The sequence below is a fragment of the Kocuria sp. LUK genome, from assembly GCF_021012935.1.
In the GTDB taxonomy this organism is placed as follows: domain Bacteria; phylum Actinomycetota; class Actinomycetes; order Actinomycetales; family Micrococcaceae; genus Kocuria; species Kocuria flava.
In genome coordinates, this window is sequence record NZ_JAJMZI010000002.1 from 160,869 (window position 1) to 183,216 (window position 22,348).

General features: G+C 75.3%; 21 protein-coding genes. 9 read left to right on the forward strand and 12 right to left on the reverse strand.

The window, feature by feature from the left end; genetic code table 11:
• Nucleotides 1-9: 9 nt before the first annotated feature.
• The 4 genes from LQU92_RS03540 to LQU92_RS03555 form a co-directional block, all read right to left on the reverse strand.
• Nucleotides 10-714, reverse strand: coding sequence for a hypothetical protein (locus tag LQU92_RS03540; protein ID WP_230661092.1), 705 nt, complete (start codon nucleotides 712-714; stop codon nucleotides 10-12).
• A gap of 206 nt (nucleotides 715-920) precedes the next feature.
• Nucleotides 921-1,175 carry a DUF3253 domain-containing protein gene (locus LQU92_RS03545; RefSeq protein ID WP_101851316.1) on the reverse strand — a complete coding sequence of 85 codons (255 nt, stop codon included), beginning with the start codon at nucleotides 1,173-1,175 and terminating at the stop codon, nucleotides 921-923.
• Nucleotides 1,176-1,344: 169 nt separating this feature from the next.
• A complete protein-coding gene (locus LQU92_RS03550) occupies nucleotides 1,345-3,222 on the reverse strand; it encodes an HNH endonuclease signature motif containing protein (RefSeq protein ID WP_230661099.1) in 1,878 nt (625 codons plus the stop codon).
• Nucleotides 3,223-3,702: 480 nt separating this feature from the next.
• Nucleotides 3,703-4,806: an alkene reductase gene (locus LQU92_RS03555; RefSeq protein WP_257879628.1), complete on the reverse strand. Its 1,104-nt coding sequence runs from the start codon at nucleotides 4,804-4,806 to the stop codon at nucleotides 3,703-3,705.
• A gap of 171 nt (nucleotides 4,807-4,977) precedes the next feature.
• On the opposite strand from LQU92_RS03555, the gene LQU92_RS03560 reads away from it, so the two are divergent.
• On the forward strand, nucleotides 4,978-5,298 hold the full coding sequence (locus tag LQU92_RS03560; protein WP_101851314.1) for a rhodanese-like domain-containing protein: 321 nt from the start codon (nucleotides 4,978-4,980) through the stop codon (nucleotides 5,296-5,298).
• A gap of 3 nt (nucleotides 5,299-5,301) precedes the next feature.
• Entirely contained in the window at nucleotides 5,302-5,676 is a 375-nt protein-coding gene (locus LQU92_RS03565) for a rhodanese-like domain-containing protein (RefSeq protein WP_101851313.1), read from the forward strand.
• Between the two features lie 143 nt (nucleotides 5,677-5,819).
• Here the strand turns inward: LQU92_RS03565 and LQU92_RS15100 are convergent, their stop codons facing one another.
• Nucleotides 5,820-6,662 (reverse strand): helix-turn-helix domain-containing protein, encoded by an 843-nt coding sequence (locus LQU92_RS15100; RefSeq protein WP_305067850.1) that lies wholly within the window; start codon nucleotides 6,660-6,662, stop codon nucleotides 5,820-5,822.
• Between the two features lie 90 nt (nucleotides 6,663-6,752).
• On the opposite strand from LQU92_RS15100, the gene LQU92_RS03575 reads away from it, so the two are divergent.
• The gene (locus LQU92_RS03575) at nucleotides 6,753-7,298 is read left to right on the forward strand and encodes a glyoxalase/bleomycin resistance/extradiol dioxygenase family protein (RefSeq protein ID WP_230661102.1); all 546 of its coding nucleotides are present in this window, start codon (nucleotides 6,753-6,755) and stop codon (nucleotides 7,296-7,298) included.
• A gap of 43 nt (nucleotides 7,299-7,341) precedes the next feature.
• Here the strand turns inward: LQU92_RS03575 and LQU92_RS03580 are convergent, their stop codons facing one another.
• The 3 genes from LQU92_RS03580 to LQU92_RS03590 all read right to left on the reverse strand — a co-directional run bounded on the left by LQU92_RS03580 (nucleotide 7,342) and on the right by LQU92_RS03590 (nucleotide 10,755).
• A complete protein-coding gene (locus LQU92_RS03580) occupies nucleotides 7,342-8,931 on the reverse strand; it encodes an alkaline phosphatase (RefSeq protein WP_230661106.1) in 1,590 nt (529 codons plus the stop codon).
• A gap of 248 nt (nucleotides 8,932-9,179) precedes the next feature.
• Nucleotides 9,180-9,995 (reverse strand): PKD domain-containing protein, encoded by an 816-nt coding sequence (locus tag LQU92_RS03585; protein WP_230661109.1) that lies wholly within the window; start codon nucleotides 9,993-9,995, stop codon nucleotides 9,180-9,182.
• A gap of 268 nt (nucleotides 9,996-10,263) precedes the next feature.
• Complete coding sequence (locus LQU92_RS03590) at nucleotides 10,264-10,755, reverse strand: DUF6318 family protein (protein WP_230661114.1); 492 nt, start codon at nucleotides 10,753-10,755, stop codon at nucleotides 10,264-10,266.
• 414 nt (nucleotides 10,756-11,169) lie between these two features.
• Between LQU92_RS03590 and LQU92_RS03595 the strand changes: the two genes are divergently transcribed.
• From LQU92_RS03595 to LQU92_RS03615, 5 genes are read left to right on the forward strand one after another with little or no spacing between them, the layout of a single operon-like run.
• Nucleotides 11,170-11,874 carry an NUDIX domain-containing protein gene (locus LQU92_RS03595; protein WP_230661120.1) on the forward strand — a complete coding sequence of 235 codons (705 nt, stop codon included), beginning with the start codon at nucleotides 11,170-11,172 and terminating at the stop codon, nucleotides 11,872-11,874.
• A complete protein-coding gene (gene nadA / locus LQU92_RS03600; protein WP_230661124.1) occupies nucleotides 11,871-13,166 on the forward strand; it encodes a quinolinate synthase NadA in 1,296 nt (431 codons plus the stop codon). The genes LQU92_RS03595 and nadA overlap by 4 nt, the downstream gene beginning before the upstream one ends.
• Entirely contained in the window at nucleotides 13,163-14,833 is a 1,671-nt protein-coding gene (gene nadB / locus LQU92_RS03605; protein ID WP_230661127.1) for an L-aspartate oxidase, read from the forward strand. The genes nadA and nadB overlap by 4 nt, the downstream gene beginning before the upstream one ends.
• On the forward strand, nucleotides 14,827-15,726 hold the full coding sequence (nadC, locus tag LQU92_RS03610; RefSeq protein ID WP_230661133.1) for a carboxylating nicotinate-nucleotide diphosphorylase: 900 nt from the start codon (nucleotides 14,827-14,829) through the stop codon (nucleotides 15,724-15,726). The genes nadB and nadC overlap by 7 nt, the downstream gene beginning before the upstream one ends.
• 3 nt (nucleotides 15,727-15,729) lie before the next feature.
• Nucleotides 15,730-16,899 carry a cysteine desulfurase family protein gene (locus LQU92_RS03615; protein WP_230661136.1) on the forward strand — a complete coding sequence of 390 codons (1,170 nt, stop codon included), beginning with the start codon at nucleotides 15,730-15,732 and terminating at the stop codon, nucleotides 16,897-16,899.
• Between the two features lie 28 nt (nucleotides 16,900-16,927).
• On the opposite strand, the gene LQU92_RS03620 is transcribed toward LQU92_RS03615, so the two are convergent.
• The 3 genes from LQU92_RS03620 to menE all read right to left on the reverse strand — a co-directional run bounded on the left by LQU92_RS03620 (nucleotide 16,928) and on the right by menE (nucleotide 20,808).
• Entirely contained in the window at nucleotides 16,928-17,458 is a 531-nt protein-coding gene (locus tag LQU92_RS03620) for a hypothetical protein (protein ID WP_230661139.1), read from the reverse strand.
• A 151-nt stretch (nucleotides 17,459-17,609) separates the two neighbouring features.
• Complete coding sequence (locus LQU92_RS03625; RefSeq protein ID WP_230661142.1) at nucleotides 17,610-18,941, reverse strand: MFS transporter; 1,332 nt, start codon at nucleotides 18,939-18,941, stop codon at nucleotides 17,610-17,612.
• A gap of 337 nt (nucleotides 18,942-19,278) precedes the next feature.
• A complete protein-coding gene (gene menE / locus LQU92_RS03630) occupies nucleotides 19,279-20,808 on the reverse strand; it encodes an o-succinylbenzoate--CoA ligase (protein ID WP_230661145.1) in 1,530 nt (509 codons plus the stop codon).
• Between the two features lie 204 nt (nucleotides 20,809-21,012).
• On the opposite strand from menE, the gene LQU92_RS03635 reads away from it, so the two are divergent.
• Entirely contained in the window at nucleotides 21,013-21,768 is a 756-nt protein-coding gene (locus LQU92_RS03635; RefSeq protein ID WP_230661148.1) for a hypothetical protein, read from the forward strand.
• 41 nt (nucleotides 21,769-21,809) lie between these two features.
• Here LQU92_RS03635 and LQU92_RS03640 read toward each other — a convergent pair whose 3' ends face one another.
• On the reverse strand, nucleotides 21,810-22,328 hold the full coding sequence (locus LQU92_RS03640) for a MarR family winged helix-turn-helix transcriptional regulator (protein ID WP_230661156.1): 519 nt from the start codon (nucleotides 22,326-22,328) through the stop codon (nucleotides 21,810-21,812).
• Between the last annotated feature and the right edge of the window lie 20 nt (nucleotides 22,329-22,348).

Genomic DNA, 22,348 nt, shown 5'->3' on the forward strand with positions numbered 1-22,348 from the left:
GCCCTGATCCTACGCCCGGCCCGGACGCTCCCGCGGGGTGCGGGCCAGCGTGTACGAGGGCTCCCGGAGGCGGTGGGTCCACCCGTAGTTGCGGGCCCCGACCGGGACGTTGAGGAGCGGGTCGAAGCGCTCGTCGGGGCCGAACGGCGCGCCCGGTCGCAGCTCCAGGGTGCCGAAGCGCTGCCACGGCCCCGTGGGAGTGGCCCAGAGCAGGTCCAGCACCCACGGGTTCCCGGCGAGCGACTGCCGGAAGCGGTCGGGACTCGTGGCCAGCGGCTGCTCCCGCGGCTCGGGACGGGCCGCGACGAGCACCGGCCCCCGGTCGCCGCGGTAGGGCATGAAGGACGCGAACGCGCTCTCCGGCACGCGGCGGTGGAAGGTCGGGACGAAGCGGGAGAGCCGGCCCTCCCCCGCGGTGGCGAGGAGGACGTCGGCACGGTCGCCCGGCTCGGCGCCGGGCACCCGCAGGGCGAGGCCCAGGATGTCGGGCCAGCCGTGCGGGAAGCCGAAGGAGCGGGAGAAGCGCGCCCGCACGGGGTCCTGGCCCGGCTCGTCGATCCAGCGGATGCCGCTCGCGCCGCCGGTCCGCAGCAGCGTGCCCTCGAGTCCGACCCCTTCCGTGTGGATGGGCCGGTGCGGGCGGAAGCGCTTGAGCACCGCGAACGGGGCCGTGGCGACGGTGCCGAGGACGGCGCTGACAGGTGCGGGCGTCATGACCCCCACGCTACCCGGGCCGCTGGAGGGGAGGCCACGGCCGGCCGGGGAGCTCCCACCACCGCCCTGGGACGGCCGCACCACCGCCGACCAGGGGAACAGCGCCACCGCCGGAACACAGCGGTGGCCGGGCGGGACCACGCACGTGGCAGACCAGAGGACGGGCCGTGCGAGCGGAACCTCCCCGTCCGCCCAGCCGCCGGGGCTCAGCGGATGCGGACGCGGATCGGCCCCCGGGCGGTGCGGCCGTCCACGGCCGCGCCTTTCTGGGTGATCTCCACCAGGCCCTCGTCGGCGAGCCGGCACGCCTGAGCGCGCACGGGTTCCATGAGCTCCCGCCAGTCGTCCGCGTCGAGGGCGCGCGCCGCCTCGGAGGGACAGATCGTCCGCTCCGGGCCCCGGCTCCGGGCGAGCTCCAGCAGCACGGAGCGCATGCGCTCGGGGGTGGGGGTGTCGGTCATGTCGGACCCGTTCTCCAGGCTCGTCGGGACGGTGCGGGACAGGGCCGTCCCAGCCTTCCAGAGCGCGGGTCCGCGAGCCAGCACCGGTGATCGGCACCGGCAGTCGGCACCGGCAGTCGGCACTGCGGTCGCTGCGGCACCGGCCGCGCTGCCGCAGCGACGGAGACCGTCAGAACGGTGGGGGATCGCCGGTGAGCGTCCGTGGCTCGTCCACGGACGACGGACCGCGCCCCGGCCGTGACGGCTCGTCGACCGGGGACCTCGACCCCGCACGGGTCGAGGGCGCGGTCCCCGCGCTGATCCTGGCTGTGGACCCCACGCCGCCCTGCGGTGCGGGCCCCGCGCCGACCGGCGATGCGAGCCCCGCGCCGCTCGTGGTGGTGGACCCCGAGCCGACCGGGAACGCGGGACCTGCTCCGATCGCGGGCGCGGTCCCTGTGTCGATCGATGTTGCGGGCCCCGAGCCGGTCTGCAGTGTGGACCCCGTGCCCACCGGCGATGCGGACCCCGAGCCGACCGGGGTCGTGCAGCAAGCCGTGTCGGAGGAGGGCCCCGACGCAACGGGCGGGGAGCCGAGGACCTGCGGAAGCGTGCGATAGATACGACCGGCGGGCGACGTCCACTCCAGCACGCCGTCGCCCGGGACGCCGGGTGGAGCGCCGCCCCCACCGCCCGGTGGCAAGGACTCCGGACTCCGTGGTCGGGCCTGCTGGACCCGCCAGGCCCCGAACGGGCTACTGCGGTGCTTGAGGCGATGGTGGCCGCGGCACAGGTGGGCGAGGTTGTGGGCGGCGGTCGTGCCGCCGTCCTCCCAGGCCAGCGTGTGGTCGAGGTCGCAGCGCTCGGCCCGGCGCCGGCAGCCGGGGAAGCGGCAGGTCCCGTCACGGAGCCGCAGTCGCCGCCGCAGGTCGGCGGGGACGGCGTAGGTACGACGGTCGTGGTCGAGGACCACCCCGGTGACCGGGTCGGTGAGCACCCGCGCCCAGGAGGGGGCCGCCGCGGCGATCTCCGCGATCTGCGCCACCGTCACCGGGCCGAAACCGCCCAGGTCGGCGCAGCCGTTCGACGGCGTGCCCGGAGCGGGGCGCTGATGCCGCTGCGCGTGGTCGAACAGGGCCAGGGCGGGAACGGTGACGGTGACCTGACCACGGATCCCCCGGAGGTGCTCCGGCCACCGGGCGGGCTCGCCCTCGAGCAGCAGGTCCGCCAGAACGTCCGCCCGCCGCTGGGCGGCGCTGCGCCGGACGGACGGATGGGACGGATCGACGCCCGCGGGCTCCAGCTGCTCGAGGAGGTCGGCCGCAGGCGAGCCGGGGGCAGCAGAGGCGGCGGCCGCGGTGCCGCAGGAGCCGGGCGCGTCACCGGGGTGTCCCGGGGCGTCCGCCTGGGCCGCCGCCAGGACCTCGAGCCGGTCCAGGACGGCCGCGGCCACGGGCGCCTCCAGGACCGCGCACAGCTGGGCCATCCCGTCCTCCGCGGGCTCCACCCACACCCTCCGGCGGGCCCGGGCCGCACGGTGCGCCGCCTCGAGCCCCGCCTGCAGCCCGGCCCGCCGCGCCCGGGCGACCGCCCGCAGCTGGGCCGCGGTCGAGTCCGGCGCCCGGTCGAGCAGCTCCCGGGCCACCCTGCGCACGGCCGGTTCGGCGGGGCGCCGGTCGGCCGGCAGACCGGGATGCTCCACCAGGTCCTGCCACAGCGCGATGACGACCCGGGCCTGCGCCACGCCCACGTCGCCGTGCTCCAGCTCGGCGAGGACCTCGGGCAGGTGCTCACCGAGCGTGATCGCCTCCCGCACCCGTCCCATGGCCGTCACGGACGGCAGCCGCAGCGCCGGGGCGGCCTCCTCGGCGACGTCGAGGAGCGCCTGCTCCTCCGCCTGCGCGGACGAGGGGACGGCCGCGACCGCTCCCGCGCGCAGCCACGCCGCCCGGGTCTGCCAGGCCCGCTCCTGCTCCCGGCGTGCGAGCTCCCAGAGCCGGTGGAGCAGGCGGTACTGCGCCCCGGCGGCCCGGGCCTCGTCCTGCCAGGCCTCCGTCAGGGCCGTCACCGCGGCGGCGTACTCCGTCCGGTGAGGCAGTCGGGGAGGCGGAAAACCCGCGCCGCCGGCCGCCGGGCTCCCGTGCCGGTCCGTCCGCGGGTGGCCGGCGACGCAGCCGGTGACCGGTCGCCCCTCGACCGTCCGCCGCCCACCGCGGAGCCCGGTGGCAGCGCTGTCCGGGCCACCGGTCGCACGCGGGACCGCCACGGCGGGACGGACGGCGGGAGAGGTCATGGGACCATCATCCGGTCCGCGTCGGACACCCTAAAAAGTGATCCGGATCACCGGCGGGCCCGTTCCCGCCGGGGCACACCGGGCGGCCCCGGCCGCACGAGGCGCGGAGATCAGCCCGCGCAGAACGGCGGCGCACCGACCGGGACCCCGGCGAACCGCGACCCCGCTCCGATCGGCAGGCCGGCCCGCGCAGCAGCGGGCGGCAGCGCGCAGGGGCCGGACCCCCGCGGGCGCGCCACCGGCGGGGTCCGTGCGCTACGCCGCGCCGCTGGGCGCGCCCTCCCCGACGAACGGGTAGTCGATGTAGCCCTCGGGGCCCTGCGCGTAGAAGGTCCGGGGGTCGGCCGGGGTCTCGGGAAGCCCCTCCGACCAGCGGCGGACGAGGTCCGGGTTCGCGATCGCGGGACGCCCGACGACGACGCCGTCCGCCACGCCCTCCTCCAGCAGCCGGACCGACTCCTCGCGAGTGGTGGGGGTGCCGAAGCCGCTGTTGGCGAGGAACGCCCCGCCGAAGCGGGTGCGCAGGCTCTGGACGAGCTCGTCGCCGGGCTCGGCGTGGAGCACGGAGAGGTAGGCGAGGCCGAGGCCGGCGATGCCGTCGACCAGGGCGCCGTAGGTGGCCTCGACGTCGGCACGGTCGGTCTCGAGCGCGCCCTGGATGTTGTGCTCCGGGGAGATCCGCAGCCCGACCCGGTCGGGTCCGACCGCCTCGGCCACGGCCCGCACGACCTCGACCACGAAGCGGGCCCGGTTCTCCGGGGAGCCGCCGTAGGCGTCCTCGCGGTGGTTGGCGGTGGGCGCGAGGAACTCGTGGAGCAGGTAGCCGTTGGCGCCGTGGAGCTCCACGCCGTCCAGGCCGGCCTCGATCGCGTTGCGGGCGCCCTGCACGAAGTTCTCGACCACGGCGGGCAGCTCCTCGGCGGTCAGGGCGCGGGGGACGGGCAGCTCGGCCTTGCCGCTGTAGGTGCGGATCGTGCCGCCGGGAGCCTCCGCGCTCGGGGCGACCGGCTGCGCACCGCCGTTGAGGTCGGGGTGGGAGATGCGGCCGGCGTGCATGACCTGCATGAAGATCCGGCCGCCCTCGGCGTGCACGGCCTCGGCCACGCGCCGCCACCCGGCGACGTGCGCGGGGGTCTGGATGCCGGGCTGGAAGGCGAAGCCCTGGCCGACCACGTCGGGGTAGGTGCCCTCCGTGACGATCAGACCCATCGACGCACGCTGGGCGTAGTGCTCGACGATCAGGTCGGTGGGCACGCCGTCGCGATCGGCGCGCAGGCGGGTCAGCGGGGCCATGACGAGGCGGTTGGGCAGCTCGAGGGAGCCGACGGCGAGCGGGGTGGTGAGGACGGTCTGCGGCACGAGGAACACCTTTCCGGCAGGGGGCTGATTCTTCCTCCCTCAACGGTTCCCGGTCCCGGATCATTCGCGTGCGGCCTGTCTCGTCGCTCACAGACTGGTCGAAGCGATACCCCCTGGGGTATATTGAGAGCACATGACCCGAGTCCGTCGGGACGACCGGAAGGATTTCCCATGAAGAGCATCAGCGTGGACGAGCTGGCCCGCCTGGGCGCCGACGCCGTGGTCCTCGACGTCCGCGAGGAGGACGAGTTCGCCGAGGCCCGGATCGCGGGGGCGCGCAACGTGCCGCTCTCGCGGCTGGCCGACTCCCTCAACGACGTCCCCGCCGCACGGCCGCTGCACGTGCTGTGCGCCGGCGGCGGGCGCAGCGCCCGGGCCACCCAGTTCCTCGAGACCCAGGGCTTCGACGCCGTCAACGTCCTCGGCGGGATCAACGAGTGGTACCGCGCGGGCCACCCGATCACCACCCCGGCCGGCACCGTGGAGCGCTGAGCCGTGGGACTGCTCCGCCGCCTCTTCGGCCGGACCGCCGGCCGCTCCTTCGAGACCGTCGACGTCGAGCGCGCCCAGGAGCTGCTGCGCACCGGCGCGGTGCTCGTGGACGTGCGCACGCCCCAGGAGTACCGCACCGGCCACGCCCCCGGCGCCCGGCACATCCCCCTCGACGCCCTCGGCACCCGCCGCCGCGAGCTCTCCCCGGAGCGCCCGGTCGTGCTCGTGTGCCGCTCGGGCGCCCGCTCCGCCGCGGCGGCACGGCAGCTCGCCGAGGCCGGCTACGACGTCGCGAGCCTGCGCGGCGGCATGCAGGCCTGGCAGCGCGCCGGGCAGCGCGTCGTCGGCCGCAACGGCCGGCCCGGCAGCGTCGCCTGATCCGTGCCGTCCGGTCCCGTGGCGCCCGAATCCCGCACCGTCCGATCCCGCGCCGCCCGATCCCGCGCCGCCCGATCCGCACCGCTCACTCCGTGCCGCTCGGCCCGCGCCGCCCGGTCCGCGTCGTCCGACCCCGCGCCGCCTCAGCGCCGGGGCCGCACGGCACCCCGGCCCCCGGGCACCACCCCGCGCGGGGACCGGGCGTAGCCGCGCGGGGTGGTGCCCAGGACCGTCCGGAACTCCCGGGTGAGATGGGACTGGTCCGCGAAGCCGAGCTCTGCGGCGAGCGCCCCGAGATCGAGCCCCGGATCGGCCCGCACCCGCTCGGCGGCCTCCTGGAGCCGACGACGGCGGAGCAGCAGCCCCGGCGGCATCCCCACGAAGCGCGCCGCCAGCCGCTGCAGCGTCCGCTCCGACACGTGCAGCCGCCGGGCGAGCCCGGCCGGCGTCCGCTCCCCCGGACCCGCCTCGACGAGGTCGACCAGCCGGTTGGCCAGCAGGCCTTCCTCCAGCAGCCCGGGGTCCGCGGCCGCCGCCCGCTCCCGCACGTGGTCGAGGAGCAGTCCCACCGCCCGGTCGTGGCGCGCCCGCGGGTCCTCCTCGGCCATGGCCCGCACCACCCGCTCGTGCAGGGGGCCGGCGGCCAGGGGCGCCGAGCCGTCCAGCAGCCGCGCGGGGCGGTCCGTGAACAGCAGGACCCCGGCCGGGCGCAGCAGGGCGCCGACCGCCCAGCCCGTGCCGGTCAGCACCCGGGTGGAGGCCCGGGTCGTGGGCCCGTGCAGGGCGACGCCCGCCGGCTCCACCACCACGTTGCTCGCCGGGTAGCCGAGCACCAGCTGCTCGGCCGACTCCCCCGGCGGCAGCGACCACTGCGGCAGCCACAGCTGCCGGACCAGGGCGGCGACGTCGTCGGGCGCGCCGCGGCGCGTCACCACGGCCCCCGCGCCCGGGGTGAGGTGGCCCCGCGTGGTCGGCGGCTCGCTCATGCTCCGAGCGTAGCCAGGGGCCCGGGCGTCCGGGGCGGGATGGCGGGAATGTTCAAGACCGCGCGACCGCCCGGCGCCCAGCATGGATCCATGAGCACGCACAGCACGGACACCACCCCCGGCGCCCCCGCACCCCGCGGCGCCACCGGCGAGCACACCGTCGACGGGCGGCCCCGCGGCTTCACCGCCCTGACGCCCTTCCTCGCCCTGCGCGACGCCGCCGGGGCCTTGCGGTTCTACCAGCAGGTCCTCGGGGCCGAGGTCGTCGACCGCACCGAGATGCCCGGCCCCGACGGCAGCCCCGTCGTCGTCCACGCGACGCTGGACCTCGGCCTCGGCCGTCTCCAGGTCGGGGAGGCGAACCCCGCCCTGCACCTGGTGCCGCCGCCCGGCGGCGACGACGCCGGCTACTCGCTGGGGCTCTACGTCCCGGACGTCGACGCGGTCGTCGCCCGTGCCGTGGCCGCCGGCGCCACGGTGCGCGAGCCGGTGGCCGACTTCGTCTCCGGGGACCGGTACGCGAGCCTGCGGGACCCCTTCGGCGTGCGCTGGTCCGTCATGACGCGCGTCGAGGACCTCTCCGACGAGCAGAGCGCCGCGCGCGTCGCCGAGTGGGCGGCGGCGCAGGCGCCGTGACCGCGGCCGCCCGGGACACTCCCGGGCGGCCGCGGTCGGACCCTCATCCGCGGCGCTGCAGGCCCCGCACCCCGTCCTCGAGCACCCAGGACGCCTTCGTGGTGGCCGCCGCGCCGGGGACGGTGACCCGGTCGAGCACCCGGAAGTCCGCGGTCATCGCCTCCGGGGTGATGCGCGTGCGGACGTAGCCGCGCTGGTCGGCGTAGAACCTCAGGTGCGGGTTCCACGCCATCATCGGGTCGTTGGTCGCGCCGGAGCCGTCGCCCGTGGAGGTGATCGACGAGCACACCAGCTCGGAGCCGACCACCGGGGCGTCGGGATCCCGGACGTCCGCCCGGATGTCGGCCGCCCAGTGCCGGTGGACGTCGCCCGTGAGCACCACCGGGTTGCGCACCCCGGCGTCCTGCCAGCCCCGCACGATGCGCTCGCGCGAGGCCGCGTAGCCGTCCCAGCCGTCCATCGAGACGTCGTCCACGTCCGGCGCCTGCGCACGGTCCCGCTCGGCGAAGAACACCTGCTGGCCCAGCAGGTCCCAGCGGGCGGTCGAGGAGCGGAAGCCGTCCAGCAGCCACTTCTCCTGCGCCGCGCCCGTGATGGAGCGCGCCGGGTCCCAGCGCTCCGCGACGTTCTCGTCCCAGCCGTCCCCGACGAGCTGGTCGTCGCGGTACTGGCGGGTGTCGAGCATGTGGAAGTTCGCGAGCTGCCCCCACTGGACCCGCCGGTAGATCCGCATCCGGTCGCCCGTCGGTGCCGAGGGACGGCGCAGCGGCATGTTCTCCCAGTACGCCTGGAACGCCGCGGCCCGGCGCCGGCGGAAGCGCTCGTCCGTGTCGTTGCCCTGCCCCGCGTCCCGGTTCTCGGGGATGCCCGCGGCCCAGTTGTTGTCCACCTCGTGGTCGTCCCACACCACCAGCCACGGGGCCACGGCGTGGGCGGCCTGCAGGTCCTCGTCCGTCTTGTACTGGGCGTGGCGCAGCCGGTAGGTCGGCAGGTCCACGGTCTCGGGGCCCTCGTGGTCGCGGACGTTGCCGTCCCCCGAGACGTAGGACTCCGCCCTGTACTCGTACTGGTAGTCGCCCAGGTGCAGCACCAGGTCCGGCTGGTCCTCGGCCATGCGGCGGTATGCGGTGAACCAGCCGTGCTCGTACTGGGAGCAGGAGGCGAAGGCCATGGCGAGGGCGGCGGGGGTCTCGTCCCACGCCGGGGTGGTCAGGGCCCGCCCCACCGGGGAGAGGTGGCGCGCCGTGCGGAACCGGTACCAGTACTCCCGGCCCGGGCGCAGCCCGTGCAGCTCCACGTGCACCGCGTGGGCGGACTCGGGGCGGGCGATCTCACTGCCCCGCCGCACGACCGAGCGCATGCCCTCGTCCTCGGCCACCTCCCAGGAGACCTGGACCGGGCGGGAGGGCATGCCGCCGAGCCCGTCCTCGGCCAGCGGGTCGAGGGCCAGGCGCGTCCACAGGACGAAACCGTCGGGCCAGGGGTCCCCGGAGGCGACGCCCAGGGTGAACGGGTCCCCCGTCAGGGACGCGCCCCGGGAGGCACCGGGGGCGGCCGTGGCGATCCCGGGGACGGCGGCGACGAGGCCGGCACCGAGGCCGGCGGCGAGCAGGGTTCTGCGCGAGGTGGTCATGGCGCCGAGGCTAGGGAGCCCGCGGCAACGGCCTCTTCCGCCCCGGTGAAAGATGCATGAACATCATGTTGAGAGCTGCTCCGGGGTGCTCGAACGGTGCACGGTCCGGGCTGCTCGGACGACTCCCGGCCCGGTCGGCGGACGGGCACACGACCCCGGGAGAGGGCGGGCACGCGGGCCGAGCCGCCGGACGAGTGCATCCGTCCCCGCCGGGCGTGCAGACCCGCGGGTCCGGCCCGCGAGCGGGATCAGCAGCCCGCGCCCTGCGGGTTCTCGAGGCAGTCGTCGGCGTAGTTGCGCACCGTCGAGCGCCAGACGCTGACCGGGACGGGCGCGCTCGTGACGTCGTTGAGCCCGGCCACGGGCAGCCACGGCCCGCCCGCGATCGAGTACTCGCCCGCGAAGTAGGTGGTGAGGGTGACCGCGAAGTCCCCGGTCCGCGTGTAGACGTGGCTCGTGTCGGTCGGCTTGTCCCACGCCCCCGGCGCCAGGGGCGCGCCGCTGAGCTCGGTCGGGCCCAGACCCGTCCCGTCGCCGTAGTTCCACGCGTACTGCACCGGCAGCGCCCGGACCTGGACCGGGAAGCCGCCGAGCTCCGTGGCGAACTGCTGCGGCTGGGCGACGGCGTAGACGTTCGTGTGCATGCCCTTCAGCGTGTCCGGCGAGGGCTCCACGGTGCTCAGCGCCGGGGCGACGGCGAGGGTCCGGAAGTCCTCCAGCGTGAAGGTCGGCAGCTCGATGGTCTCGCCGCCCTCCTCCGCCTGCTCGGTGGAGACGCACATCGGCTCGCCCCACGGGGTGTTCAGGTCCGTGCCCTGGTTGACGACGACGTTCATGTACACGCCGGTGCCGCCGCCCTCCGGGGTGCAGGACTGCTCGGCCGTGCAGTCGTCGAACTGCGCGGCGTCGTCCCGGTAGCGCGCGCAGGAGTTCTCCAGCCGGAACACCTGCTCCCGGGAGCGCGCGATCGACTCCGGGCTGAACGGGCGGTCGATGCCCTGGTCCTCGAGGTACTGCCGCAGCGCCTTCTGGAACGCGGGGTCCTTGTCGGGGTCGTAGTCCACGGGGTCGGCGCCGACAGGGACGGCGGTAACGGGCTGCTCCGAGCTGCCGCTGACCGGGCCCTCTTCGAGACGGAGCTGGAGCTTGACCTGCTCACCGTCTGCGACGGCCCTCGTTGAGTTCTCCGCATTGGCACCTCGCTGGCCAGGCATCACATGTCCCGCACTGAGTTGTGCCGCTCGCTTTGCCCAGTCGGACCCACCTTCATCTGCGCCAGCAATTTCAGTCGGAACCAAAGCAATACATGCAACGACGAAGCAAGCCGATGCTCTACGTGGCATTGCTGGCCCCAGCCCCCGCAAGATTGGCCGCGGTTATATAAATCCAAGACGAATCTGTGAAATCAAGATAAACCGGGAAAGGATCTCCCTTGCCAGAGCGGGGTTCAGCTTCATATGTAACTTTTCCTCCTTCAACGAGTTGAACCCCCTCTGCACTGGCGACGACCACAGGCTTATATGTACCATCAGTCGATAAAATTAGCTCTTTGCTTTGAATTATTGGACTCTCTCGTCCACCAATAAACCACGCCCCGTCCTCATATGCCCCATCAATTAGCGCTAGCTGATCCATGCAGATTTCGCAGTGGGGGCTGATGATGTCGCGCGCGTACGACGTGTCGCCGGTCTGGTAGGCGAACCACATCGCGTCCGACCAGTAGTCGAGGAACGCCTGCGCCCCCTCGAGCGACTCCTCCTTCGCGAGCGCGGGCAGGACCGGCTCCGGGACGTTGCGGGCGGGGCCCTCGAGCGAGGCGGGCACGTACTCGTCCGCGGTCGCCGCGGAGCCCTCCTCCGAGGAGGAAGTGGGGGCCGGACCGGAGGAGCCGGGGCCGGGCGGGGCTGCGGCGTCGTCGTTCCCGGGCTCCCCGGGGGCGCAGCCCGTGAGGAGGAGCGCCGCCAGCAGGGCGACTCCGGCCGGCGCACCGACTGACCACGACCGGACCATGGATCCCCCGCTTCGCTCGACCGCCGTCCCCGTGCGGCGGAATGCCCCCGATAGTAGGCGGGTCCGCGTGTGCGCGAGCAACCCCTGTGGACCGGCGACGCCACGTCACAAGGCGCGAAATCATGAGGCCTGGTCAGCGTCCGGTCGGTCACGGAAAAGTTAAGGTCACATCGACCAGAAGAGTGTTAGAGTCAGTGCGACAAGAACGCGGCCGACCCGGGAGGTGCCATGACCGCAGCGGAGGTGGGCCTGGCCGTCTCGACCGTGATCTTCGCGGCCCGCGGCACCGGCCCCGACGGCCGCAAGGAGCTGTGGCTGCCCCTGGTCCGGCGCATCCGCGACCCGTTCCGGGGCCTGTGGGCGCTGCCGGGCGGGCCGCTGCGCCCGGACGAGGACCTCGAGGCCTCCGCCGCCCGCTCCCTGCACCTGACGACCGGACTGCAGCCGGGCTACCTCGAGCAGCTCTACGCCTTCGGCGGCCTCACCCGCTCCGCGGACGCCGCCGAGCGGGTGGTCTCGATCGTCTACTGGGCCTCGATCCGCGCCGACCAGGCCTCCGAGCTGCACGCCGACCTCAACGTCTCGTGGCTGCGCGCCGCCGACCTGCCGCCGCTGGCCTTCGACCACGACGAGATCGTGGACTACGCCCTCCAGCGGCTGCGCAACAAGATCACCTACAGCCGCGTGGCCTTCTCCTTCCTCGGCGAGACCTTCACCCTCGCCGAGCTGCGCGAGGTGCACGAGGCGATCCTCGGCGCCCCGCTGGACCCGGCGAACTTCCGCCGGCAGGCGCTGGCCTCCGGCGCCGTGATCGACACCGGGACGCGGCTGGAGGGCACGCGCCACCGCCCGCCCCGGCTCTACCGCTACAACTCGACCCTCGACCTCGCCGACCGGGCACCGGCCGGCCGCACTCCCCAGGAGAACCGATGACCTCCGTCGCCACCCGCATCGACCTGCTCCGCACCCGGCCCGACGGGCTGCCGGGCGCAGGCGCCGGGCGCAGCACCTGCAGCTCCGAGCTCGCGACGAACCCGTGGGACTTCGCCCCCGCCCTCTCCGCCGGCTACGGCCCGGGCGCCTCCCAGGACGACGCCGTGCCCGCCGGCGCCCCGGCCCAGCCGGTCATCCCGGAGGAGTACAAGCACGCCTCCGCCGAGGAGCTCGCGGCCCGCATCACCGCTGCCAAGCGGGCGCTGGGCGAGCGGGTCGTGGTGCTCGGGCACTTCTACCAGCGCGACGAGATCGTCGCGCACGCCGACTTCCTCGGCGACTCCTTCCAGCTGGCCCGCGCCGCCCGGTCGAAGCCCGAGGCGGAGGCCATCGTCTTCTGCGGCGTGCACTTCATGGCCGAGACCGCCGACATCCTCTCCGGCGAGCACCAGTCCGTGATCCTGCCCAACCTCGCCGCCGGCTGCTCCATGGCGGACATGGCCGACGAGGACTCCGTCGAGGAGGCCTGGGAGCAGCTGATGGACGTCCTCGGGGAGACCGACGACGACGGCCGGCAGACCGTGGTCCCGGTGACCTACATGAACTCCTCCGCGGCGCTCAAGGCCTTCTGCGGCCGCCACGGCGGGATCGTGTGCACCTCCTCCAACGCCGCCACCGTCCTGGAGTGGGCCTTCGAGCGGGGCCGGCGGGTGCTGTTCTTCCCCGACCAGCACCTGGGCCGCAACACCGCCAAAGCGATGGGGATCCCCCTCGAACGGATGCCGATGTGGGACCCGCGCCAGGACCTGGGCGGGAACACCGCGCAGGATCTCGAGGACGCGCAGGTGATCCTGTGGCACGGCTTCTGCTCGGTGCACCGGCGCTTCACCACCGCCCAGATCGAGCAGGCCCGCGCCGAGCACCCCGGGGTGCGCGTGATCGTGCACCCGGAGTGCCCCATGCCCGTGGTCGACGCCGCCGACGAGAGCGGCTCGACCGACCACATCCGCAAGGCCGTCGAGGCCGCCGCGCCCGGGACGACCTTCGCGATCGGCACCGAGATCAACATGGTCAACCGGCTGGCCGCGGAGCACCCCGAGCACACGATCTTCTGCCTCGACCCCGTGATCTGCCCCTGCTCCACCATGTACCGCATCCACCCCGGCTACCTGGCCTGGGTGCTGGAGGAGCTCGTCGCCGGCCGGGTGGTCAACCAGGTCTCCGTGGACGCCGCCACCGCCCGGGACGCCCAGGTGGCGCTCGAGCGGATGCTGGCGGCGCTGCCGCGGTGAACGCCACCCGGAGCCCGCGCGTGCTCGTGGTGGGCAGCGGCGTCGCCGGGCTCACCACGGCCCTCGAGGCCTGCGCCCGCGGCCACGAGGTGGTGCTCGCGGCCAAGGACGCCCTCGACGCCACGAACACCGTGCGCGCCCAGGGCGGGATGGCGGCCATGACCGCCGGCCTGCCCTGCGGTCAGCCTCGCGACCGCGCCGAGCTGCACGTCGCCGACACCCTCGCCGCCGGGGCCGGACTGTGCGAGGAGCTCGCCGTGCGCGCCCTCGTGGCCGGCTCGGCGGCCGCCGTGGCGGACCTCGAGCGGTGGGGCGTCGCCTTCGACCGCACGGCCGGGCCGGGCTCCCCCTGGGTCGAGGGTCTCGAGGGCGCCCACTCGGTGCCGCGGATCCTGCACGCCGGCGGCGACGCGACGGGCCGGGAGATCCAGCGCGCGCTCCTGGCCGCCGCGCTCGGGGCCGAGCGTGCCGGGCGTCTGGAGATCCTGCGGCACACCCTGCTCGTGGACCTGCTGCGCGGCCCCGGGGACGCCCCGGTGACCGGCGCGCTGGTGCTCGGCCCCAACGGGCTGCTGCGCACCGTGGGGGCGGACGCGGTCGTGCTCGCGACGGGCGGGGCGGGACAGCTCTACCCGCACACCACCAACGCCCCCGGCGCCACCGGCGACGGCATCGCCGCGGCCCTGCGCGCCGGGGCCGTGGTGGCCGACCTCGAGTTCGTGCAGTTCCACCCGACCGCCCTGGCCGCCCCGGGCTGCTTCCTCGTCACGGAGGCCGTCCGCGGGGAGGGCGCGGTCCTGCGCGACGCCGGGGGCCGCCGCTTCCTGCGCGACGCGCACCCGCGCGCCGAGCTCGCCCCGCGCGACGTCGTGGCCCGCGAGATCGTCCGCCGCCGCCTCGCCCAGGACGGGCGTCCCGTGGTGCTCGACGCGACCGGGCTCGGCCGGCAGTTCCTGGCCGAGCGCTTCCCCACCGTCGACGCCGCCCTGCGCGCCCACGGCCTCGACTGGTCGCGCGAGCCCGTGCCCGTCACCCCGGCGGCGCACTACCTCATGGGCGGGATCGCCACCGACCCCGACGGGCGCACCACCGTCCCCGGCCTGTGGGCCGTGGGCGAGTGCGCGGCCACCGGCGTGCACGGGGCCAACCGGCTGGCCTCCAACTCCCTGCTCGAGGGCGTGGTGCTCGGCGCCCGGGTCGCCGCGGCCCTCGGGCACGACCGCGGTCCCCTCGTGCCCCGCGGCCCGGTCCGGCCCCTCCCCGCCGCCCCGTCGACGGGCACCGCGGCACCGGCCGCACCGGGAACACCCGACGACGACGGCGTGCCGCTGCGGTCCGCCCTGCAGGAGGCGATGTGGGCCGGGGCCGGCGTGCTGCGCGACGGCCCCGGACTGGCCGCGCTCGCCGGGCGGCTCGGGACGCTGCGGGCCCCCGCCGGGACGGACCGCCGGTCCGTGGAGGACCGCGGCCTGCTCGAGCTGGCCCGTGCCGTGACGGCCGCGGCGGCCGTCCGCACCGAGTCCCGCGGCGCCCACGCCCGCGAGGACCACCCGCACCCGGACCCGGCCCTGGCCACCCGCACCTTCTGGTGCGCCGAACGGCATGTTCCCGCACTGACCAGTGCACATGCCTCAGACGACATGCACGAGAGGATCCCCGCATGCTGACCCGCGCCACCATCACCGAGGTCGTCGAGCGAGGCCTCGCCGAGGACGCCCCGTGGGGCGACCTCACCTCCGAGCACCTCATCCCCGCGACCACCACGGCCCGGGCCGGGCTCGTGGCCCGCGAGCCGGGAGTGTTCTCCGGCGGGGAGGTCCTCGCCGCCGCCTTCGCGGCCGCCGACCCGGCCGTGGCCGTCGAGCACCACCTCGCCGACGGCGACCGGTTCGAGGCCGGCACGGTGCTCGCGACCGTCACCGGGCCCGCCCGCGGGGTGCTCACCGGCGAACGCCTGGCCCTGAACCTCGTCCAGCGCATGTGCGGGATCGCGACGCTGACCGCCCGCTACGTCGCGGAGGTGGAGACCGCCGTGGCCCGCGTGGAGCAGGCCGCGAACCTGCCGGCCGGCACGATCACCCGCACCCGGGTCGCCGACACCCGCAAGACCACCCCGGGGCTGCGCGCGCTCGAGAAGCACGCCGTGGTCAGCGGTGGCGGGCACAACCACCGCCACGGCCTCTCGGACGCGGTGATGGCCAAGGACAACCACCTCGCCCTGCTCACGGCCGACGGCACCGACCTGACCGGGGCGCTGCGGCGGCTGCGCCGTCGGCTGCCGCACACCGTCCACCTCGAGGTGGAGGTCGACCGGCTCGACCAGATCGAGCCCGTCCTCGCCGGCGGCGCGGACACGGTCCTGCTCGACAACTTCTCCGTGCCCGACCTCGTGAGCGGGGTCGCGATCGTCGACGGCCGCGCGACCGTGGAGGCCTCCGGCGGGGTGCGCCTGGAGACGATCGGGGAGATCGCGGCCACGGGCGTGGACGTGATCTCGGTCGGCGCGCTCACCCACTCGGCCCGCAGCCTCGACCTGGGCCTCGACGTCCGGCTGGACTGAGCCGTGCTCTACCTCGACCACGCCGCCACCTCCCCCGTGCGCCGGGAGGTGCTGGAGGCCATGTGGCCGTACCTGACCGGCGAGTTCGGCAACGCCTCGAGCACCCACGAGCTGGGCCGGCGCGCGCAGGCCGGCCTCGAGCAGGCCCGCGCGGGCATCGCCGCCGTGCTGAACTGCCGCCCCGCCGAGGTGGTCCTGACCTCGGGCGGGACGGAGGCGGACAACCTGGCCGTGAAGGGCATCGCCCTGGGCCGCCGCGACCGGGACCCGGCGCTGCGCCACGTCGTGACGAGCGCGGTCGAGCACCGCGCGGTCCTGGACTCCGCCCGGGACCTGGCCCGCTGGGACGGCTTCGCGCACACCGAGCTCGGCGTCGGCCCCGACGGGCTCGTGGACCCCGCCGAGCTCGCGGGGGCTGTTCGCCCGGGCACGGCGGTGGTATCCGTGATGCATGCGAACAACGAGACGGGTGCGGTCCAGGCGGTCGCCGAGCTGGCTGCGGTGGCTCGGGCGCGGCAGGTCCCGTTCCATACGGATGCGGTCCAGGCGGCCGGGTCGCTGGAGCTGGACGTACAAGCGCTCGACGTGGCGGCGCTGAGCCTGGCCGGCCACAAGCTCGGGGCGCCCAAGGGCACCGGCGCCCTCTACCTGCGCCGCGGCACGCCGCTGCGGCCGCTGCTGAGCGGCGGGGGGCACGAGCGCGGCCGGCGCCCGGGCACCTCCGACGTGGCGGGGGCCGTGGGGCTGGCCACCGCCCTGCGGCTGGCCGCCGAGGAGCGCCCGGACCGGACCCGCCGGCTGGGCGCGGTGCGCGACCGGCTGATCGGCGGCGTCCTGGCCGCCGTGCCCGGTGCGCTCCTCACGGGCCCCGACCCGCGGGAGCACCCGGGTTCACGGCTGCCCGGGCACGCGTCCTTCTGCTTCCCCGGGGTCAACGGCGAGACCGTGCTCGTGGACCTCGAGGCGCGCGGGCTGCTGGTCTCCTCCGGGTCGGCCTGCTCCGCCGGGAGCACCGAGGCCTCGCACGTGCTGACCGCGATGGGTCTCCCGCCCGAGGTGGCGACGACGGCGGTGCGCTTCAGCCTCGCCCCCGGCACGACCGCCGAGCAGGTCGACGACGTCGTGGCCGCGGTCCGGGAGGTCGTCGGCCGGCTGCTGGGCGCCCGCGGCTGAGCGGAGCAGACCTCGGCGGGACAGCGCCTCAGCGGGGCGCGGGGAGGTCGTGCGCCACGCCGTCGTGGTGCACGGTGAGCACGGTCCGCCCGGGCTGCTCGTCGGTGCGCTGGGAGCCCTCGACGAGCTGCCAGGGGCCGGCGGGGCAGGACCCGGGTGCGGGGCCCTCCGGCGCCGCCGAGGACGCGCCCCGACCGTCGTAGCCGGTCAGGCGGAAGCCCAGGACCTTCCCGCGCCAGGAGCTGCGGGCGACCGCGGTGACGGCCCGGGACTGGGTGACGACGAGGTCCATCCGCTGCGGGAGCACCTCCTCGGTGCCCCCGCGGGCGCAGTCCCAGGTCGTGGTGGTCACGGTGCCGGTCTCGGCCACGAACTCGAGCTCGCCGGCGGCGGCGCGCAGCCGGGCGTCGTCCCAGCCCAGCGCCTCCCGCACGTCCTCGGCCGCCACGAACCCCGTGCCGTCCTCGTGCAGCTCGGGCTCGGCCGCGGCCGGTCCCGAGAACGCGAGCGCCGCGGCTCCCGCCGCGAGCGCGGCCAGTGCCACCAGACTCTTCCGCATGGATCCCCCGTGTGTTCCGTCCCCCGACAGCAGTGCGGGCCCGTGGCCCGTTCCGCACGCTAGCCCAGGCGGGTCGCGGGCGCGCGGCGGTGACCGTTCGTGACGGCCGGCCCGCCCGGGGTGCGGGCGGGCCGGCCGTCACGGACGGTGCTCAGTGCTCGTAGGTGGTCAGGTCGATGTCCTTGGACTCCCGGGTCAGCAGGATCGCCGTGCCGCTGACCAGCGTCAGGACGCCGAGGTAGAGGACGACCCGCCCGATCCGGCCCTCCGCGCCGTAGAGCCCGGCCACGATCGTCGGGGTGAAGCCGGCGCCCAGCAGGGTGGCCATCTGGTAGCCCACGGAGGCCCCGGTGTAGCGGGCAGTGGTGCCGAACTGCTCGGAGATGAACGCGGCCAGCGGCCCGTAGATCATGCTGTGGCAGACGAGCCCGACGAGGAAGGCGAGGAAGATCAGGGGGATGCTGGCGGAGGCGAACCAGGCGAAGACGGGCTGGAGCAGGGCCATGAACAGGACCATGCCGATGAGCATCAGCGGGCGGCGGCCGACCCGGTCCGAGGCCTTCCCCATGAGCACGACCACGCCGACGCTCAGCAGCGACGCGGTCGCGAAGGCGTAGAGCACCGGCTGGCGCTCGGCGCCGTTCTCCACGGCGTAGGTGACGGCGAAGGAGGCCATGAACACCTGCAGGGCGAAGCCGGCGGCGCCGCCCAGCATGACGAGGACGACGTTCCTGGGCCGGCGCAGGATGCTCCACAGGGGCAGCTTCGGCCTGGTCTCCTGCTGGTCGGCCGCCTCCACGGCCGCCCGGAAGATCGGGCTCTCGGAGATCCGCGCCCGGATGACCAGGCCCACGACCAGCAGCGCGAAGGAGAACAGGAAGGGCACCCGCCAGCCCCAGGACAGGAACTGCTCCTCGGGCAGGGAGGCGAAGATCCCCATGACGAACGTGCCCAGTGCGGCGCCGGAGGGAGCGCCGGCGTTGACGAAGGAGGCAGCGTAGCCGCGCCTGCTCGGCTCGGCGTGCTCGAGGGCCATCAGGGCCGCGCCGCCCCACTCGCCGCCGATGGCGATGCCCTGGAGGAAGCGCAGGGTCACGAGGATGATCGCGCCCCACGACCCGATGGCGGACTCCGGCGGGACGAGGCCGATGAACGCCGAGGCCAGGCCCATGACGAGCATGGACAGCACGAGCATCTTCTTCCGGCCCAGCCGGTCGCCGAAGTGGCCGAAGACCACCCCGCCCAGCGGACGGGCCACGTAGCCGGCGGCGAAGGTGCCGTAGGAGGCGATCGTCGCGGCCAGGGGGTCGAGCCCGGTGAAGAAGACGTGCGGGAACACCAGCGCGGCGGCGGTGGCGTAGAGCAGGAAGTCGTAGAACTCGATGGTGCTGCCGAGGTAGCTGGAGACGACGACGCGGCGCGCCTCGCGGCGCTTCTCCTGCCGGCTCAGCTGCTCGAGCTGCGGCGTGGCGGGTGCGGACATGGTGGATCTCCTGGGTGGACGGGGACCTGGTGGACGGGCCCGTGGCGTGGTGGGAGAGAGCGGTCGGTGCGTGGTGGGAGAGAGCGGTCGGTGCGTGGTGGACGAGAGGTCGGTGCGTGCGGGGAGGAGGTGCGGGCCGGACGGGCGCTGCGTGGCGCCCCGAACGGGCCGGACGGGCGCTGCGTGGCGCCCCGAACGGGCCGGGCGGCGCTCCGGGGCGCCCCGAACGGGCCGGCGGCGTCCGTGCCGCCACCGGCGCACGGGGCACCGCGGCGCAGGGGTGATGGCGGCGGCGGGGGCCGGCGGAGTGCGCCCCGGGCTCAGACGGCCGGGCCGGTCAGCGGGCGACCTCGGGCCGCAGCTCGGAGCGCAGGACGTTCTTGCGGATCTTCCCGGAGGCGGTGCGCGGCATCTCGTCCACGAGCGTGAGCGTCTTGGGGACCTTGTAGCGGGCCAGGCGCCCGGCCAGGTGCTCCTGGAGCGCCTCCGCGGTGAGGTCGTGGCCCTCGCGGGGGACGACGACGGCGTGCGGCACCTCCCCCCACGTCTCGTCGGGGACCCCGATCACAGCGACGGCGGCCACCGCGGGCAGCTCGAGGATCGCGGCCTCGACCTCGGCCGGGTACACGTTCTCCCCGCCGGAGATGATCATGTCCTTCATCCGGTCGGAGACGAACAGGAAGCCGTCCGCGTCCAGGTGCCCCAGGTCCCCGGAGTGGAACCAGCCGTCCTCGAAGGACCCGGCCGCGTCGGGGCGGTTCCAGTACTCGGTGATGACGTTGGGTCCCGAGAGCAGGATCTCGCCCGTCTCCCCCGGCGCGGCCGGGCTCCCGTCGGGGCCGACGACCCGCACGTCGGAGAAGAAGTGCGGCAGCCCCGAGGACCCGGCCTTCTCGCGGGAGCGGGCCGCGGGCAGGTTCGTGGCCCCGGGGGAGGTCTCCGTCATCCCGTAGCTGGCGGTGAAGGCCAGCCCGCGGTCCTCGTAGGCGTCGAGGACCCGCATCGGCACGGCCGAGCCGCCGCAGGTGAGCTTGCGCAGCGAGGAGAGGTCGGTGTGCGCCCAGTCCGGGTGCTCGCACAGCATCTGGTAGGTCGTGGGCACCCCGGAGAGCCAGGTGACCCGGTGCCGCTCGATGAGCTCGAGCACGCGGCCGGGCTCGAAGCGGGACTCCAGGACGAGGGTCGCGCCCTTGAGCAGGGTCGGCAGCACGCCCATTCCGAGGGAGGCGACGTGGAACATCGGGGAGATCATCAGGGCGACCTCGTCGGCCGAGACGTCGTAGTCCACGAGCACGTTGACGCAGTTCCACGTGAAGTTGCCGTGGGTCAGGCACGCGCCCTTGGGCCGGCCCGTGGTGCCGGAGGTGTAGAGGATCACGGCGAGGTCCTCGAGCCCGACCGGGACGTCCTCCGTCCAAGGCCGCGCCGCGGCGACCACCGCGTCGAGCGTGGGCGTGCCCTCGACCGGCTCCTCGGCCACGACCCACCGGGTGATCCCCGGCAGGTCCCGGGCGGCCGGCACGGCCAGGCCGGTCAGCCCGGCGTCGTGCACGAGGACGGAGACGCCGGCGTCCTCGAGCTGGTAGCGGACCTCCGGGGCCGCCAGGCGGGTGTTGATCGGCACGAGCACCGCCCCGAGCAGCCCGGCCGCGAAGAGCGCCTCCAGGAAGGCGGGGCTGTTCTCGCCCAGGAAGGCCACCCGGTCGCGCCGCCCCACCCCGGCCTCCGCGAGGGCCCCGGCCAGGCGGTGGGAGCGCTCGTGCAGCTGGGCGTAGGTCAGCGTCCGCCCGCCGTGGACGACGGCCGTCCGGTCGGCGGACTTCGCCAGCCGGCGGTCCAGCCAGGAACCGATTCCCTGATTGCGCATGAGTGCCTCCTCGGGCGGGCTGCGTGGAGTTGTCGAATTGAACTGTTGATTTTCTCAACTGTTGTGAACGCCAGGTTATGAGAGGCAGGTCACATTGTCCAGAGGTGCCCCGGGATCCGCCGGCCCGGCCGCGTCGCACGGCCGCCGGGCGCACCGCGGCCTACAGTGTGAGATGCCCCCCGCCTCGCCGAGGAAAGAGCCCCCATGCAGCCGAAGGCCACCCTCCTCCCCCTGCTCCTCACCGCCGGCCTGCTCCTGACCGGCTGCGCCGACGGCGCCTCGCCGGACGGTGACGGCCCCACCGACGGCGGATCCGCCACGGCCTCCCCCTCGCAGGAGCCCTCCGCCACGGGCTCGGCCTCCCCCGACCCCACCGTGGCCTCCACCCAGTCCCGGCCCGACGGCGAGGACGACGACGCCGGGGACGGCGGCACGGACGAGGCCCCGGCGCCCGGCCCGGCCCCCGCACCCGAGCAGCCCGCCCCGGGCGGCACCACGGACCCCCTGGCGGCCTTCACCTCCACCCCCGTCGGCGCCCAGTACGCCGGGGCCGTCACCGGGATCGTCCAGGAGCAGCGCGGCGGCGGGCTCGTCCACGAGCTGACCACGAACCTCTACGACCCCGGCGTGGCCGTCGGGCTGTGCGAGGCGTACCGCTCCGCCATGGGCACCGGCGCGCAGCAGGTGGACGTGCTGGACGCCCTCGGCCAGCCGCTGGCCACGACCGCCGGCTCCCCGCAGGGCTGCGCCGTCGCCGCGGGAGCGCCCGCCCCTCCGGGCGCGGTCCCCCAGCAGGGCTTCACCTACGACGAGGCGCTCGCGGCCTGGCGGGGCGGCATGCCCTACTACGACGCGTTCTGTCTGCAGTACACCCCGGTGACCGAGGCCGGGGTCTCGCAGTGCCGCGGCATCGAGGCCGGCACGGTCGACGCCGTCACCGGCGAGTACACCGGCGGCTGAGCCCCCGGGCGAGCCGGCGGCGGCCGGACCCGCCGCTGCGCCTAGAACGCCGCCCGGCGCAGCAGGTCCAGCAGCCGGTCCCGCTCCTCCTCCGTCAGGGCCGCCAGCGAGCGCGCCGTGGCGCCGGCCACGAGCCCCTGGGCCCGGGAGTAGAGCTCCTCGCCCGCGGGCGTGGGGACGAGGATCTTCGAGCGGCGGTCGCGGGGATCGGTGCGGCGCTCGACGGCGCCCCGCCGCTCGAGCTCGTCGATGATGGCGACGATCTGACTGGGGTCCAGGACGAGGAACTGGCTGAGCTCCCGCTGCGTCGGCTCGAGACCGCTGCACGCCAGGCCCAGCACGGAGTAGTGGCGCACCTTCAGCCCGAGCTCCGCGAGCGCCCGGTTGGCCTGCGAGGAGCCCATCGTGGAGGCCCGGGCCATCAGGAAGAACGGCTCCGCCGCCAGGCCGGCGCCGGCGAGACGGTCGGGGCCCGCGGCGCCGTCGTCGGCCCCCGCCGCACCGGCGGACGGGGCGGCGGGCGCCGGGGAGGCGGGAGCGGCGGGGGTGCGGGGCGTCATGGGCGGGACCTTCGGGCTGG

What these genes read in the sequence shown, in the direction of transcription:
- LQU92_RS03540 (WP_230661092.1), bottom strand. Translation starts at nt 714, where the DNA reads ATGACGCCCGCACCTGTCAGCGCCGTCCTCGGCACCGTCGCCACGGCC.
- LQU92_RS03545 (WP_101851316.1), bottom strand. Translation starts at nt 1,175, where the DNA reads ATGACCGACACCCCCACCCCCGAGCGCATGCGCTCCGTGCTGCTGGAG.
- LQU92_RS03560 (WP_101851314.1), top strand. Translation starts at nt 4,978, where the DNA reads ATGAAGAGCATCAGCGTGGACGAGCTGGCCCGCCTGGGCGCCGACGCC.
- LQU92_RS15100 (WP_305067850.1), bottom strand. Translation starts at nt 6,662, where the DNA reads ATGAGCGAGCCGCCGACCACGCGGGGCCACCTCACCCCGGGCGCGGGG.
- LQU92_RS03575 (WP_230661102.1), top strand. Translation starts at nt 6,753, where the DNA reads ATGAGCACGCACAGCACGGACACCACCCCCGGCGCCCCCGCACCCCGC.
- LQU92_RS03580 (WP_230661106.1), bottom strand. Translation starts at nt 8,931, where the DNA reads ATGACCACCTCGCGCAGAACCCTGCTCGCCGCCGGCCTCGGTGCCGGC.
- LQU92_RS03595 (WP_230661120.1), top strand. Translation starts at nt 11,170, where the DNA reads ATGACCGCAGCGGAGGTGGGCCTGGCCGTCTCGACCGTGATCTTCGCG.
- nadA (WP_230661124.1), top strand. Translation starts at nt 11,871, where the DNA reads ATGACCTCCGTCGCCACCCGCATCGACCTGCTCCGCACCCGGCCCGAC.
- nadC (WP_230661133.1), top strand. Translation starts at nt 14,827, where the DNA reads ATGCTGACCCGCGCCACCATCACCGAGGTCGTCGAGCGAGGCCTCGCC.
- LQU92_RS03620 (WP_230661139.1), bottom strand. Translation starts at nt 17,458, where the DNA reads ATGCGGAAGAGTCTGGTGGCACTGGCCGCGCTCGCGGCGGGAGCCGCG.
- LQU92_RS03625 (WP_230661142.1), bottom strand. Translation starts at nt 18,941, where the DNA reads ATGTCCGCACCCGCCACGCCGCAGCTCGAGCAGCTGAGCCGGCAGGAG.
- menE (WP_230661145.1), bottom strand. Translation starts at nt 20,808, where the DNA reads ATGCGCAATCAGGGAATCGGTTCCTGGCTGGACCGCCGGCTGGCGAAG.
- LQU92_RS03635 (WP_230661148.1), top strand. Translation starts at nt 21,013, where the DNA reads ATGCAGCCGAAGGCCACCCTCCTCCCCCTGCTCCTCACCGCCGGCCTG.
- LQU92_RS03640 (WP_230661156.1), bottom strand. Translation starts at nt 22,328, where the DNA reads ATGACGCCCCGCACCCCCGCCGCTCCCGCCTCCCCGGCGCCCGCCGCC.